Origin of the sequence: Chthonobacter rhizosphaerae, from assembly GCF_013839525.1 — a bacterium.
In the GTDB taxonomy this organism is placed as follows: Bacteria; Pseudomonadota; Alphaproteobacteria; order Rhizobiales; family Pleomorphomonadaceae; genus Chthonobacter; species Chthonobacter rhizosphaerae.
In genome coordinates, this window is sequence record NZ_JACDIS010000022.1 from 1 (window position 1) to 14,208 (window position 14,208).

Below are 14,208 nucleotides of genomic sequence, written 5' to 3' on the forward strand. Positions count from 1 at the left end.
TCCGCCCGCGGCGCCGCCGAGCGCCACGCGCGAGCCCGCCGACGCCGCCCGGTAGCCGCGCCCGCCGACGCCGCCGCCGCCGACGGACCCGGCCGCCGACACCCCGCCGCCGCCGCCGCCGCCGCCCGGCCCGACACCGAGGCTGTACTCAACGCCCGCGCCGCCGGCCGGCGCGCCGGGTGCGCCGCCCGCGTTCGCGCCGCCGAGCGTGCCGCCGCCGCCCCAGCCGCCCTGGCCGGCCACGGCCGCGCCCGCCAGACCGGCCGATCCGCGCTCGGCCGTCAGCAGCGTCTCGTCGCCCGTCCGGATCAGCGTGTGGCCGCCGCTGCCGCCGTTCGCCCCGTCCCGGTTGTCGATCGTCTGCGCCGCGCCCCCCGCCCCGCCCGCCCCGACCTCCACGGTCAGCGTCGGCGGCAGCTCGTCCGCCGTCCAGGTCTCGCTCGCCCAGCCGCCCGCGCCGCCACCGCCGCCGCCGCGCCGGTCCGTGGCGGAAGCCCCGCGCCGGCCCGAGCCGCCGCCGGCCCCGCCGCCGATCAGCACCGCCGTCACGGTCCGCGCCCAGGCCGGCTTCACCCACACGCCGTTCGCCGTGAAGGCGTCCACCTGGGTGCGCTGCGCCCCGAGCGCGAAGCTCACCCGCCCGGTGCCGCCGTCCACCGACAGCGCCTCCGTCCAGGCGCTCCCGTCCGGGCTCACCTTCACGGACAGCTGGTCGCTGCCGGAAAGGCCGATCTCCGCCCGGCCGCTCCAGCCGGTCTGGAACAGGAGGCTCGCGGTGTCCGCCGGCGCGGCCTTGTTCACCCGCGCCCGCGCCGATCCGCCGGAGGCCGACAGCCAGGCGAAGTCGGCGAGGTCGCGCCAGTCGCCGCCGAGGCGCACCAGCAGCCGCCCCTCGTCCTCCACCACCAGGATCCAGCCGTCGCGCGGCGCGTCGAACGCCCACGCCGTCCCGTCGTACCGGGCCACCTGCCCCTCCCGCCCGGCGAACGCTCCCGTCGCGCCCGCCGGCACCAGCCACCGCCGCCCGGCCGCCGGCGCCGGCGGCGGGGCCGTCGCCGTCCGGGACGCCACCGAGAGCTGGACGAGCCCGTCCAGCGCCTCCAGCGCCTCGTTGTGGGTCACATGCTTCTGCGCCTGGTCCGCCGCCAGGAGGGGCAGCTTGAGGTTCGCCGTCTCAGACATGGATCGTCCTCCGCGCCATCGCGCCCGCCACTCGGCCGTCGCCCATCTGCTCCACCCCGATCTCGATCGCCGCCGGCGGCCCGCCGAAGTCCGCCGCCTGCGCGGCCGCCCCGTAGGTCGCCACCGTCCTGTCCGTCTCGATCACCCGCACGGCCGCCCCGCCGGCGAACACCGTCACCCGCCAGGCCTCGAAGGCCTCGCCGAGCGGCACGTCGGCGCTGGTCCAGTCGTCGCCGCCGATCCGGGTCCGCCGGATCCAGCGCACCTCCACGTCTCCGGAGGCCAGCCGCCGCGCCGTCAGCCGCACCGGGGCGCGCGGCCTCAGGCCCACGCCCGCCGGCACCGACGCAACCGCCGTCATCGCCGGGTCCGCCACGTCGAGCCCCGCCTTGCCGATCCGCAGCTCCAGCGTCGTCCCCAGCGCCGCCCGGTCCACCGGCAGCGGCACGATCGCGCCGTCCAGCAGCACCGCCGTCGCGCCCGCCCCATGCCCCGCCGCCGCCAGCGCCTCGGTGCCCTTCAGCCCGCGCAGAAGCCCGGCCAGCCGGTAGCGCCGCTCGCCCACCAGGGTCGCCGTCTCGAAGGTCAGCACCTCCCAGCCGGTCTCGGGCGATCCCACCGCCAGCGCGTTCGCGCCGCCGAGCGCCGCTTCCGGCGTCCGGCTCTGCAGCGTCCCGCGGATCAGCGTCAGCTCCACCGCCCCGCCCCGGTCCCGCCGCCACACCGGCCCCGGCGGCAGCGGCGTTTCCAGGGTGCCGACGGTCGCCGGCCGGGTCACGGCCGCGAACAACTCGAACCCGCCGCCCACCCGCCGGTGCGCCTGCACGGTCCCGGGCCAGGGCGCCCCGGTCACCGCCAGCCACGGCCGGTGCGCCACCCCGTCGTCGGCGAGAAGCGGCAGGTCCAGCACCAGGCCGAACGGCGGCGCCACCATCACCGATGCGCCCGCCCGCCGCCGCCCGTCGTCCGGCGGCGATGCAACCGGCCGAAGCGCCAGATCCACCCGCCGGGCCTCCACGGCGCGCACCGGCCCGTCCTCGATCCTTTCGATCAGGAGGTCCATCGACGCCCCGTCGCGCACCAGCCGCACCACGTCCCCCGCCTCGATGTCCTGGCGGCTCGGCGGAAGGGCGAAGCGCAGCCGGTCACGGCCCGCCTCCAGGTCGCGCAGGGTCGCCTCCGCCTCCGCGCGGATCACCGGGTCCGGCGCGCTCACCGGCAGCGTCAGGTCGCGCGTCCCCCGGCCGCCCACCCGGCGGGCCGCCACGCTCGTCCGCTCGCCGGTGATGCCGTCGAGAAACCCCACCGCGATCTCGCTCGGCGCGTCCTCCGCCTGGGCGCGCCGGCTCTCCACGGCCGGCCCGTCCGCGGGCTCCACCAGGTCGCCCGCGGTCAGCGTCGCGGCGATCCGCGCCGGCCGGTCGCGCACCACGATCGTCCCGCCCCGCTCCGTCACGGTGAACCGGAACAGCCCGGCCAGCGGCTCCAGCAGCGCCCGCGCGCTCGTCCGCCCGGGCATCACGATCCCGTCCACCACCGGCGTCAGTCCGTCCGTGTCCGCGTCCGCGATCCCGCAATCGGCGAGCACCGCCTTGACGGCGTCGTCCAGCGGCGCGGCGCCCATGCGGCCTGTCAGCCAATGGCCGGTCAGCCAGTTGCCCCCGTCGCTCCAAACCTCCCGCTTCGACGGAAACGCCGGATAGGGCCGCGCGTCCCAGGTCCACACGTGGGTGCCGCCATGGTCCACCATCCGCCGGCCGTCGCGCGGCGACACCGGGTTGCGGCTTTCGGCGAACCCCGGCGCCGACGGGTCGAAGTGCGAGAGCATCGCCTCCAGGGCCCGCCGCTGCATGCCGTCGTCCCGCCGCCCGGCCGAGAAGCGCGGCGCCTTGCCCTCGGAAGACACCCGGTCCGGGAACACGTTCGGCTCGTTGGCGCCCCGGTCCGCCGCCGGGCAGCCGATCTCGGTGAAGCGGATCGGCTTCAGCCCCGGCGCCCAGGCCGTGTCGGCCCCGGTCTCCACGCCGCCCACCCGGTCGCGGTGCCGGTTGCCCCACCAGCCGGCGAGGTCCTTGAAGCGGAACATCCACGGCTTGCCGTAGGCCCCGTCCGTGATGGGCGTCCGCACGCCGGCCCGCCGGTCCGCCTCGCTGGCGTAGTACCAGTGGAAGCCCTCCCCGCCCGCCACGTTCGCGGCCAGATAGGCGCGGTCCTTCGGCCCGTCCGCCAGCGCCGCGTCCGCGTGGGTGCCGTCCCGCCAGTCGGAGAGCGGCAGGTAGGCGTCGATGCCCACGAAGTCCACGTTCGCGTCCGCCCACAGGGGATCCAGGTGGAAGATCCGGTCGCCGGACCCATCCGCCGGGTGATGGCCGAACCATTCGGTCCAGTCCGCCGCGTAGCTCACCTTCGTGCCCGCCCCCAGCACCGCCTTCACGTCGGCGGCGAGCCCCTTGAGCCCGTCCACGAACGGCCGCGGCCCCGCGCCCGGCGCCGAGCGCACCACCGTCAGCCCGGGCAGTTCCGATCCCACCAGGAAGGTGTCCACGCCTCCTGCCAAGGCCGCCACGTGGGCGTAGTGCAGGATCATCCGCCGATAGCGCCACTCCGCCGGCCCGGTGTAGCGCACCCGTCCGTCCGCAAGTCCGAAGTGCCCCCGCGCCGCCGCGCCGAGAAAGGCCGCCACCTGCCCGGCCGCCGCCGCCGTCTTGTCCGGCGTCCCCGGCCGCCCCGGTGCCGGATGGCAGGTGATCCGCCCCCGCCAGGGATAGACCGGCTGCCCCGCCGCGCCCGTGGCCGGGTCCGGCAGCGTGTTGCCGGCGGGCACGTCCATCATGACGAACGGGTAGAAGGTCACCGCCAGCCCGCGCGCCTTCAGCGCCCGGATCAGCTCCACCACGCTCTCGTCGCTCGGCGTCCCGCCATAGGCCGGCCGCCCCTCCACGGTGGACACCACCGTCGCCTCGTGCCGGCCGATCCCGGCCACGGCCCATCCCATCCCGGTCGTGGTCCGGTCCGCCCGCTCCACCTTCGGGCGGATCGTGCAATGGCCGGCCCGCAGGTCGTCGCCGAACCAGGACACCACCACCGCCACCCCGGTCAGGCCGGGGCAGACCGCCTGCAGCTCGTCCAGGCTCGCCTCCACGTCGGAGGCCGCCACCGTCTGGTGCCGGTTCTCCGGCTCGGTCACGCCCCGGCGCACCACCCGGTTCACCGGCCGCGTCGCATAGCCGAACTCGGTCGCCGCCGGGATCAGCGTCACGGCGCGGATCTGCCGCTCCAGCCGCCCCACCGGGCGGATCACCTCGAAGGCGAACTGCGGCAGGGCGTTGCCGAAGTCGTCGAGCGGCAGGCGCTCGAACACCACGTAGGCCGTGCCCCGGTAGGCCGGGGCGCCGGCGGCGCCCTGCTTGGCCTCGATCAGGCTGTCCGGCCCCTCGGTCTCGCCGCCGAGGTGCACCCGCATGGTCACGCGCGTCAGGTCCAGCGGCACGCCGTTCGCCCACACCCGCCCCACCCGGGCGATCGGCCCCTCGCAAAGCCCCACCGCCAGGTTGGCGAAATAGGCGAACGTGGTCACCCGCGGCCCGCCGCCCTTGCCGCCCGCCGCCTCCGACGTCGCCTCCTCCTCGAACCGCGTCGCCCAGATCACCTGCCCCGACAGCCGCACCCGCCCGTAGACCCGCGGAATCGCGGTCCCCTCCGTGGAGGTCTGCACCGTCAGGTCGGTCAACCGGCCGATCTCGCGGCTTTCCCCGCCGCCGAACAGCGCCCGGTCGACCGCCGATCCGGCAAGCCCGCCGAGCGCCTGCCCGATCACCGTTCCGACGGGCCCGAACACGCTGCTGATAGCGCCGCCCACCACCGAGAGCACCAGCGATCCCATGGACCTCGCCCTCCGCCTTCAGAGATCACATTCAGAACTTCAGATGTTGATTCAGGCCGCCCCGCCCGGCTCGCCGGCAGGCTCGAGGCCCGGCCCCGTCACGCCCGGAAAGGCGAAGCCATGGGTCACCCGCGCCCGCCACCACGGGCCGAGGTGCCCCTCCGCCACGGAGGCTCCGTCCTGCGCGTGGACGAACCGGTCCGGCCCGATCAGGATCACCGCGTGCTTGGCCGGCAGCCCCGGCCGCCAGCGCACCAGCAGCACGTCGCCCGGCAGGGCGTCGGCCGGGTCCACGGCGGTCATGTGCCGGGCCGCCGCCTCGGCGAGGGTCTCCGTCCCGCCCGCCTCCGCCCAGTCCGGCGTGTAGGCCGGCGCCGTCTCCGGCTCCGGGCCGATCAGCGCCCGCCAGACCCCGCGCACCAAGCCGAGGCAGTCGCAGCCGACGCCCTTCAGCGACGCCTGGTGCCGATAGGGCGTTCCCACCCACGAACGCGCCTCCGCGACGATCGCCGCCCGGCTTGGACCCGCCCCGCCCGTCATCGCACCACCGCCTGGCCGTCGTTGTCGCCGTCCGGCCGCGCCGGTCCGAGCGCGAAGTCGTTGCCCGGCATGTGCGGGAAGCCCCGGAAGTTCGCGCCGTTGCCGAACCGGTCCCGGCAGGTGGAGAAGTGCTTGTCGCATCCGGCCGTCAGCTCCAGCGCCGTCCCAGCCGCCGGCACGGCCGGCAGCGCCGGCCAGAGCGCCAGCCACACGCCGGCGTCTCCCGCGTCGTGGGCCGCCACCGTCGTCCGCCAGCCGGCGAGCGGCCCCGCCGTCACCCGCACGCTCCCTCCGCCGAACCGCCCCGCCGGCAGCCCGTCCACCCCGCTCACCCGGATCCGCCCCGGCCCGTCCGCCTCCGCCACCACGGCCGCGGACCGCCACGGCCCGAGCGCCACGCCGCAGCGCGCGTCGCCGAGTTCCGCGTCGCACGTCCGCCCGAACAGCCGGCCGGACGGCTGCTCCAGCGCGTGCGCCGGCCCGCGCACCTCCGCCCGGAAGGCGCCGTCGGCCCGCACCACGTCGCCGATCGTCCCGGCCCGCACCAGCACCGCCGTCGCCGGGTTTCGCCAGTCGAGGAGATGCACCTCCACCCGCGCGCCGTCATAGAGCCCGGCCGCCAGGTCCCGGTCGGTGATCCGGTCGGAGGTCAGCGCCCCGCTCACCTCCTCGTCGCCCACCGCGAAGCCCGCGTGCGCCGTCGCGGCCGATCGGTCGAACCCGGCCGCCGGCTCGCACGGAACGCCCGCCACGGTCAGCGTCCGGTCGTGGTCGGTGAAGCCCAGCACCGCGCCGTCCGTCCGGCGCAGGATCCACGCGTGGGCGAGCGTCGTCGCCTCGCCTGCGAGATGGGCCGCCAGCGCGGCCGGAAACGTCCTCATGGCAGCACCTCGATTAGCGGAATGCGCGGGATCTCGCCCGCCGAGAAGCCGGACAGGTTCACGGTCAGCGCGTCCGTGTCGAACCGCACCGGCACGTCGAACAGGAAGCCCGCCGTCACCGCCGCGCCCGGCGGCGGCGTGTTGGCGGGCGCGAAGGTCACCAGCCCGGTCGCCCCGTCCACGGTCACCGGCGCGGCCGCCCCGTTCACCGCCACCACCACCGTCTCGGCCACCGGCTTCACGATCCGCCGCACGTAGGGCGCGAAGCTCGCCCCGTAAGTCTTGGTCAGCTGGAAGATCCGCGTCGCCCCGTCGCCGGTGCCGATCCGCTGGTCGGTCCGCGCGAGCGCCGCCGAGGGCGCGCCCGAGCGGCAGTCGGCCCGGTCGCGGAAGCGGAAGCCGTGCAGGCGGCCGCGCCGCTCCTCGAAGAAGGCGATCACCCGGGCGAGGTCGTCCAGCGACCGCACGCCCGAGCCGGCGTCGTAGCGCCGGCGGCTGTCGGCCCAGCGGCCGTTGCGCACCTCCCGGCCGGAGGCGAGCACCACGATCTCGGTCCGCCGCTCCGGCCCGCCGGTCGCGCCGAGCGCCACCGACAGCGGGAACGACACCTCGTGGAAGGCGGGAAGGAGTGTCACGGCGCGCTCTCCGGATGGGGGGTCTCCGGCCCCGCGACGGGGCCGGCGCGAGGCCGTGCCCGCGCCGCTTGATCCACCTCAAGGCGGATCGGCGCCGGCTGGCGATACTCGGCGGCGAAACCGACGGTTCGGCACCGACGACTCGGGATCGATCATTCAGGGAGGAACGCGATGTCCCACACGCCCCACGAACTCGGCGCGGAGTTCCCCGACGACCACGAGACGCTCCACGCTCTCAAGGTCTCGAACCCCCACTTCGCCCAGCTGGCGGACACGTACCACGACATCAACCGGCGCATTCACCGGATCGAATCCCTGATCGAGCCGGCGAGCGACGAGGTCCTGACCGACCTCAAGCGCCACCGCCTTGCCCTGAAGGACGAGATCGCGGCGCTCATCGCCGCCGAGAAACGCGCCGTGGCTTGACCCCCCTCCTCGTTGGGCCATGTCGCTATAGCCCGCGCCGTCCCCGTCCGACGGCGCGGGCTAGCATCGCCGAGACCTGCGCCTCCGAGCGGCGGAAGCTGTCGGCGTCGGTCGCGGTCACGTTGAACGTCACGTGCACGCCGCCGCCCTCGCCGCGCACGCCGAGCCGCCCGTCCGGGCCGCGCGCCAGCGGCAGGATCGCCTCCGGACCCGCCTCGCCGGCGAGCCCCGTCCCGCCCGGCATCGGGAAATAGGTGGGCGATGCCACCACGCCGCCCTTGGCGAACGGCATCACCCGGCCGATCGCTCCGACCGCCCCCGTCACCGCCCGCGCCATCCCGTCCCCGATCGCCTTGTCGAGCGGCGCCAGCGCCGTCTGCAGCATCCGGTCGGAAAAGCGCAGCGCCAGGCCGCGCAGCACGGTGTCCAGTTGCCGGCCGTCCACCACGGCGGCCCTGAGGGCGCGCGACAGGCCGACGCCGAAGCTCTCGGCGGCCTTCTCCAGCCGCTTCATCCGCTCCTCCGTCTCGTCCAGCGCCCGATCGTCGAATAGGCTTGGTCTGTCCCGCATCCCGCCTGCTCCTTCCCGTCGCCCGCGCCGGCCTCACCCGTCCGGGTGCGCCCGCATCATCGCTTCCAGCGCCCGCCGGGACGGCGCGCCCGCGCCCGGCCGCCGCGCGCCCGCCGCCGCCGCCAGTTCCCGCGGCGTCATCGCCCAGAACGCGTCCGGCGCCAGCCTCAGGACGCCGAAGCCGAACGCGAGGGCGTCGTCCCAGGGAAAGGGCGCGCCGCGCCGTCCTCCCCCGCCGGCCCCGCGCCCCCCGCCCGGTCCGCGCCGTCCTCCCCCGCCGGCCCGGTCGGCTCGGCCCCGCCGCCGTCGTCCGCACCCCCGAACGTCGCCGCCAGCAGTTCCGCCACCGCCGCCGCGTAGGCGGGCGCGCCGCCGTCGATCGCCATGGCGGCCACCTCCCGGTCGCTCACCGCCTCGCCCGCGCCGCGCAGGCCCGCGGCGAGCACCGCCACCGCGTCCCGCGCCCTCAGCCGCCCGGCCGCGAACCGCCGGGCGAGGTCGCCCATGTCCGCCGCCCCGAGGGCCGTCTCCAGGTCCGCGAGCGCGCCGAGCGTCAGCCGCAGCCGCCTCTCCCGCCCGTCGAGGGTCACGGCGATCTCGCCGCGATGCCGGTTCGCCATCCCCGCCTCCTCAGGCCGCCGTGAAGGTCAGCGCGCCGGCCGATTCCAGCGCGATCTCGTAGGTCACCTCGCCGTCGTGGGTGCCGGCGTATTCCAGCGTGGTCAGCTGGAAGAGGCCCGCCACCACGCCGAAGTCCGGGATCACCACCTGCCAGGCGCGCAGCAGCCCGTCGAAGAAGATCTGCCGCACCGTCGCGTCCGCGGCCACGTCGCGGAACACGCCCGTCCCGGCGAGGCTCGCCCGCCGCACGCCGGCGCCTTCCATCAGTTCGCGCCAGCGGCCCGGGCTGTCCGCGTCGGTCACGTCCACGGTACCGGCCCCGAAGGCGAGCCGCCTCGCCCGGAGGCCCGCCACCGTCACCATGGCGCCGGACCCGGTCTGGTCCAGCTTCAACAGGAGATCCCGTCCGCGCTGCGCAGGCATCGCCTCGTCCTCTCGTGGTTCTTTCAGGGAAGAAAGGTCGCGTCAGTCGTCCACCGTGACGACCACAGTCAGGCGCCCGCGCCAGGTGCGGCCGTCGTCGCTCCTGGCGACGGACGCGTCGCGCAGGTCCATCAGCACCAGCCGCCCGGCCGAAAGCGCCGGCGTCGCCGCCTCCAGCACCGCCGCAGCCCGGTCGATCACGTCCAGCGCCTCGCGCCGGCCCGTCTCGCCGGCCACCGCCTCCACGGTCAGCGCCACCCGGGCGCCCTCCCCATCGCCATGGCCGAACGGCTCGGCGGTGGCGCCGCCGAGCGCCAGGTAGGGCGTCAGCCGCGTCTTCGGCGGCCCGTCGTGGATCCGCCCGCCCACCTTGGCGCGCAGCGCCGCGTCCGCCGACAGGGCCGCCATCACGGCGCTCTCCACCGCGATCAGGATGTCGGTGCGCCGGCTCACGCCACCAGCCTGCGCACGCGGTAGAGGTCCGCCAGCCGCACCACCTCGTCCGGCAGGTCGGCGCTGCCGCTGCCGTCCGCGCGCGTCTCGTACCAGCGCGCCGCCAGCAGCCGCACCGCCTGGCGCAGCGGCTCCGGCACGCTGTCGGGCGACGTGCCGTAGCCGGTCACCAGGTCCACCTCCACGCCGGCGATCGGAACGCCCGGCCGCGGCACCGGCGCGGTGAACCGCAGCCGCGCCGGCTCGGACGCGCGGTCGAGCGTGTAGGCCGACGGCGGCACCACCGTCGCCTCGCCGCCGGCCCCGATCACCCGCACCGCCGTCACGCTCCGCACCGGCCGCAGCGGCAGCGTCACCAGCCCGTCCGGCGGCAGGGCGTCCAGGTGCACCCGCCAGCCCTGGCTGATCATGTGACGCCCGGCCAGGCGCTCCAGCGTGGCCCTCGCGGCCACCGTCAGGGCGATCAGGGCCACGTCCTGCTCGCCGCCGGTCACGCGAAGGTGCGCTTTCAGGTCGGCGAGGCTCACCGGTTCCACCGCCGGCACGGCCAAAAGACTGACGCTCATGGGATCTCTCGTTGGTTCAGGTCGCGTCGAGGAATGCGCGGTGCGCCGGCGCCGGCCCCGGGCGGCGGTTCGCCCGCCCAGGGCCCGCCGCCGGGCCGGCGGTCAGGTGGTGCCGAACTTCAGAAGCTTGATGGCGTCGAAGTCCTGCACGCCGCCGCCCACGCGCTTGGTCGTGTAGAAGAGCACGTAGGGCTTGGCCGAATAGGGGTCGCGCAGCACCCGCGTGCCGATCCGGTCCACCACCAGATAGCCGCGGCGGAAGTCGCCGAACGCCACAGCCAGGCTGTTCGCGGAAACGTCCGGCATGTCCTCCGCCTCCGTCACCGGAAAGCCCATCAGCGAGGCGCGTCCGTCCGCGGAGGCCGGTGGCTTCCACAGGTATTCGCCCGTGCTGTCCTTCAGCTTGCGCACCGCCGCCTGGGTCTTGCGGTTCATCACGAAGGTGGCGTTCTGCCGGTATCCGGCCTTCAGCGCGTAGATGAGGTCCACCAGCACGTCCGACGGATTGGCCGCCGGCCAGCCGCCCGAAACGCCGGTCACCAGATAGCCGAGGCTGCCCCAGGCCCAGGCGGCCTCCGCCACCGTCGGCACGGCCAGGAAGCCGCGCGGCCGCGCCAGGCCGTCGCCGGCCACGAAGGCCTGTCCTTCCTGCGTCGCGAAGGCGAGCTCGATCTCCTCCACCAGCCACTGGTCGACGTCCACCGCCGTGTCGTCGAGCAGCATCTGTGTGGCCGACGGCATGGCGTAGAGCTCCATGGCCGGGAACACCAGTTCCGCCAGCGTCGGCGAATTGGTCTGCGGCCGGGCGGCCGTCTCGGCCACCCAGCCCACCGCCGCCCCGGCCAGCCGGTAGGGCTTGCGGAACGTCCCGGCCGACATGGTCCTCACCGACGCGATCGACCGGATCGGCGAGATCACCGCCAGTCGCCGGCCGATCTCCGCGTCGATCTGCGGCGTCACCGTGAACCCCCCGTCGGCGCCCACGCCCGCCGACAGCGCCTTCGCCTCCAGGGCTCTCAGGTTGCCCTCCGTGCCGGTCCGCACATAGGCGTCGAAGGCCGCCCGGTGCTCCAGGTCCGCCGGCGTCGCCACCCCGTTGCGCCGGGCGCCGTCGCCGAGCGGCGGCCGGTTCGCCGCCAGCACCATCCGGTCCATGTGGCTCTTCTGCTCGTCCATCGAACGCTCGATGCGGGCGAGCCGCTCCGTGGTCAGCACGTCCGCGCGCCGCGTCTCCAGGTCCTTCAGCCGCTGGTCGTTGGTCTCGCGAAACGCCTCGAAGGTGCGCATGAAGCCTTCGAACGCCTGGTCGATGATGGCGGTGCCCTTCACCTCGGGCACGCCGCACGCTTGGTCGGTCATTCTCGTCTCTCCCGTTGATCGAACCCATGCACATGCGCCCGCCCCGGTCCGCCGTGCGCCCGGATCGGGCCCGCCCGGTCGGACAGGGCCCGGCGCCTCACACCGCCATCGCCCGGGCGGCCCGCCGGATCGTCTCCGCCGTCCCCGCCGCCCGCGTCTCCTGGAGAAGCGCGGAGGCCGCCGCCGGTGGGTCGATCCGCGCGCCCGGCAGCATCGGAAAGGTCACGACCGAGATCTCCCAGAGGTCCACCTCGGCCACCCGGCGCACGCCGGTCTTGCGGTCCGTCCGCGCCCGCACGGTCCGGAAGCCGATCGAGAGGCCGTCCAGGATGCCGGTCTCGATCAGCGCCACCGCGTCGCGCCCCTTGACGGTGTCGGCCAGGATCTGTCCGGTCACCCGCAGGCCCCGGTCCGTTTCGCGGATGTCCAGCCAGCGGCCGATCGGCTCCGCCGGATCGTGCTGGTAGAGAAGCTTCACGCCCGCCGCCCCGCGCCTCGCGAGCGTCGCCGCGAAGGCGCCGGGCAGCACCATGTCGCCGGTCAGGTCGGTCACGCCGAAAAGGCTCGCATAGCCCTGGAACACGCCCCGGCCCGCCTCCCGGCGCGACAGGGTCGAGGCCGCCGCGCTCATCGGCCGCCTCCCGGCCCGCCCGCCGGCCGCGCCCGTCCGGTTCGCCCCGGCCCGGCCGACACGCGCCGCTCCAGCCGCTCGGCGAAAACACGGAACACCGCGTTCGCCTCGCCCCGTCCGGACCGCCGGCCGGTGATCCGCGCCACGGTCGTCATCACGCCGCGTCCCCGTCTGCCCATGTCGCCCTCCTGGTTGTGCCGCCACCGGCAAGCCCACCGCCGGCGGATGGCCGCCGCCGCATGGCGGCCACGCCCCACCCGCCGCGCGCGAGGTCGCCCCCCGCGCCCGTCTCCGGTCGCCCGTGGAAGATGCCGCCATGTCCGAATGCGCCCGCCGCCGGTCGCGTGCCCGCGCCCGCCGTCACCCGGCGCCGCGTTAAAGTATTCGTTTAGCTCTATGGAAAAGACCGAGCCGGCCGAATCCCCTGGCGCCCGGTCCTCACACGGCGTCGAGCCTGCCGGCCCGGCCAAACCGTCAGCCGTCCTTCTCGCGCAGTCGCTCGTTCAGCCGCGCCACCTCGGCGACGAATTCGTCGAAGCGGCGCACCTGCGCCAGAAGCTCCCGCACCGTCAGCACCAGGAGCGCGCTCGCGCCCGACGCCCACAGGAACAGCGCCAGATGGGCGAGGTCGCCCCGCTCGGCGAAGGCTTTGGTCACGTCCATGCGCCGTCTCCATGCCCGCCCCGTGCGCCGCCGTCGGCCGCGACCCCAGTCCCGCCGCCTGACCCGCCGTCCGGGTCACCGCCCGCTTGACGACCGTCCCCGGCACCGTGCAGCCCCGCGCCGCTCCGCTCCAGCCCGCTCCCGGCCGCCGCCGCGCCGCCGTCCGGCGCATAGCCGGCCGCGATCCGCTTCTCGTCCCGGGTCAGGAAGTCGGCTCCCGCGAGCCGCGTGAACAAGCCGTCCCGCTCCGCCGCGAGCGCCGGCACCTGGTCGAGGTCCAGCCGGAACCCCAGCCGGCGCCCGTCCCCGTCCGAGGCCAGCAGCCAGCGCCCGAAAGCCTCCGCCACCCGCGTCGCCAGCGGCACCACCGCCTGCCGCCAGAAAGCCCGGTTGGCCTCCTGGTAGTTGGCGTAGGTGGCGTCGCCGGGAACGCCCAGCAGCATGGGCGGCACGCCGAACACCAGCGCCACCTCCCGGGCGGCCGCGTTCCTGGCTTCCAGGAAGTCCATGTCCTTCGGGCTCAGCGACATGGGCTTCCAGTCCAGCCCGCCCTCCAGCAGCATGGGCCGGCCCGCGTTCCGCGCCCCCTGGTAGCCGTCCGCCAGTTCCCGCTGCAGGCGCTCGAACTGCTCGTCCGAGAACCCGCCGCCGCCGCCGTAGACGAGCGCGCCCGAAGGGCGGGCCGCGTTGTCGAGCAGCGCCTTGTTCCACTCCGTCGCCACGTTGTGCACGTCCAGGCTCGCCGCCGCCGCCTCGATGGGCGCCGCCCCGTAGTGGTCGTCCAGCGGATGGAAGGTCGTGATGTGCATCACCGGCGACGGCCCCCGGTCCGCCTCAGCGGGCAGCCGCAGCGTCCGCCCGCCGGCCGAATACTCGAAGGCGGCCGGCCAGCCGTCCGGCCCCGGCACCACGCGCACCCGGTCGGGCCGGAGCACGTGCAGCTCCGCCGCCCGGCCGTCCACCGACACCGCCTCCACATAGGCGTTGCCGGCGATCAGCAGGTGGCCGACCACCGCCTCCAGCAGCGCCGCCCGTCCGTCGCGCGGGTTCGGCCGGGCCAGAAGGTCCAGCGCCGGATGGACGTCAAGCTCCCGCAGCCCGTCCGTCAGCACCCACGGGATCGACGCCACGCCCTCCGACAGCATGCGCACCGCCCGGTAGACGAACGGGTTCTTCAGGTACCCCTCGCGGGCGAACGCCCCGTAGTCCCGCGGCGTCCACACGGCCCGCCCGCCGGTCTGGAGCGCCACCAGCGCCCCCGTCCGCGAGGCTTTCGCGTCCACCGGCGCGGACGCGCGCCTCCACCCGCCGAGCTGAAACCAGCGTCGCGCCATCGCCCCGTCCTCGCTCGCTTGATGATCGTCCATGCGCCGG

17 protein-coding genes are annotated in these 14,208 nt (G+C 75.7%); 1 reads left to right on the forward strand and 16 read right to left on the reverse strand.

What is annotated here, in order from left to right; all coding sequences use genetic code 11:
* From HND91_RS23145 to HND91_RS21865, 5 genes are all read right to left on the reverse strand, one after another.
* Positions 1-1,182 (reverse strand): DUF2793 domain-containing protein (locus HND91_RS23145; RefSeq protein WP_281379153.1); only part of this gene is annotated, 1,182 nt, incomplete at its 3' end.
* The gene (locus HND91_RS21850; RefSeq protein ID WP_181708735.1) at positions 1,175-5,065 is read right to left on the reverse strand and encodes a baseplate multidomain protein megatron; all 3,891 of its coding nucleotides are present in this window, start codon (positions 5,063-5,065) and stop codon (positions 1,175-1,177) included. The genes HND91_RS23145 and HND91_RS21850, both read right to left, overlap by 8 nt.
* A 51-nt stretch (positions 5,066-5,116) precedes the next feature.
* Positions 5,117-5,605, reverse strand: coding sequence for an NlpC/P60 family protein (locus HND91_RS21855; RefSeq protein WP_181708736.1), 489 nt, complete (start codon positions 5,603-5,605; stop codon positions 5,117-5,119).
* Entirely contained in the window at positions 5,602-6,486 is an 885-nt protein-coding gene (locus HND91_RS21860; RefSeq protein ID WP_181708737.1) for a DUF2163 domain-containing protein, read from the reverse strand. Before HND91_RS21860 ends, HND91_RS21855 begins: the two co-directional genes overlap by 4 nt.
* Positions 6,483-7,121: a phage distal tail protein, Rcc01695 family gene (locus HND91_RS21865; protein WP_181708738.1), complete on the reverse strand. Its 639-nt coding sequence runs from the start codon at positions 7,119-7,121 to the stop codon at positions 6,483-6,485. Before HND91_RS21865 ends, HND91_RS21860 begins: the two co-directional genes overlap by 4 nt.
* 171 nt (positions 7,122-7,292) lie before the next feature.
* Here HND91_RS21865 and HND91_RS21870 point away from each other — a divergent pair, with 171 nt between their 5' ends.
* Positions 7,293-7,547 carry an HP1242/YdcH family protein gene (locus tag HND91_RS21870; protein WP_181708739.1) on the forward strand — a complete coding sequence of 85 codons (255 nt, stop codon included), beginning with the start codon at positions 7,293-7,295 and terminating at the stop codon, positions 7,545-7,547.
* Between the two features lie 25 nt (positions 7,548-7,572).
* Here HND91_RS21870 and HND91_RS21875 read toward each other — a convergent pair whose 3' ends face one another.
* The 11 genes from HND91_RS21875 to HND91_RS21925 all read right to left on the reverse strand — a co-directional run bounded on the left by HND91_RS21875 (position 7,573) and on the right by HND91_RS21925 (position 14,168).
* A complete protein-coding gene (locus HND91_RS21875; RefSeq protein ID WP_246329639.1) occupies positions 7,573-8,118 on the reverse strand; it encodes a phage tail tape measure protein in 546 nt (181 codons plus the stop codon).
* 33 nt (positions 8,119-8,151) lie between these two features.
* Entirely contained in the window at positions 8,152-8,289 is a 138-nt protein-coding gene (locus HND91_RS21880; protein ID WP_181708760.1) for a phage tail assembly chaperone, read from the reverse strand.
* Positions 8,286-8,738 carry a gene transfer agent family protein gene (locus tag HND91_RS21885; RefSeq protein ID WP_181708740.1) on the reverse strand — a complete coding sequence of 151 codons (453 nt, stop codon included), beginning with the start codon at positions 8,736-8,738 and terminating at the stop codon, positions 8,286-8,288. The genes HND91_RS21880 and HND91_RS21885 overlap by 4 nt, the downstream gene beginning before the upstream one ends.
* A gap of 10 nt (positions 8,739-8,748) precedes the next feature.
* Positions 8,749-9,162, reverse strand: coding sequence for a phage major tail protein, TP901-1 family (locus HND91_RS21890; protein ID WP_181708741.1), 414 nt, complete (start codon positions 9,160-9,162; stop codon positions 8,749-8,751).
* 42 nt (positions 9,163-9,204) lie between these two features.
* A complete protein-coding gene (locus HND91_RS21895; RefSeq protein WP_181708742.1) occupies positions 9,205-9,615 on the reverse strand; it encodes a tail completion protein gp17 in 411 nt (136 codons plus the stop codon).
* Positions 9,612-10,181, reverse strand: a complete 570-nt coding sequence (locus tag HND91_RS21900) for a head-tail connector protein (protein WP_181708743.1) — start codon at positions 10,179-10,181, stop codon at positions 9,612-9,614. The genes HND91_RS21895 and HND91_RS21900 overlap by 4 nt, the downstream gene beginning before the upstream one ends.
* Positions 10,182-10,283: 102 nt before the next feature.
* Positions 10,284-11,540, reverse strand: a complete 1,257-nt coding sequence (locus HND91_RS21905) for a phage major capsid protein (protein WP_181708744.1) — start codon at positions 11,538-11,540, stop codon at positions 10,284-10,286.
* A gap of 97 nt (positions 11,541-11,637) precedes the next feature.
* The gene (locus HND91_RS21910; protein ID WP_181708745.1) at positions 11,638-12,171 is read right to left on the reverse strand and encodes an HK97 family phage prohead protease; all 534 of its coding nucleotides are present in this window, start codon (positions 12,169-12,171) and stop codon (positions 11,638-11,640) included.
* Positions 12,168-12,350: a hypothetical protein gene (locus HND91_RS21915; protein ID WP_181708746.1), complete on the reverse strand. Its 183-nt coding sequence runs from the start codon at positions 12,348-12,350 to the stop codon at positions 12,168-12,170. The genes HND91_RS21910 and HND91_RS21915 overlap by 4 nt, the downstream gene beginning before the upstream one ends.
* A gap of 295 nt (positions 12,351-12,645) precedes the next feature.
* Entirely contained in the window at positions 12,646-12,834 is a 189-nt protein-coding gene (locus HND91_RS21920; RefSeq protein WP_181708747.1) for a hypothetical protein, read from the reverse strand.
* Complete coding sequence (locus HND91_RS21925) at positions 12,825-14,168, reverse strand: phage portal protein (RefSeq protein WP_181708761.1); 1,344 nt, start codon at positions 14,166-14,168, stop codon at positions 12,825-12,827. The genes HND91_RS21920 and HND91_RS21925 overlap by 10 nt, the downstream gene beginning before the upstream one ends.
* Positions 14,169-14,208 lie beyond the last annotated feature (40 nt).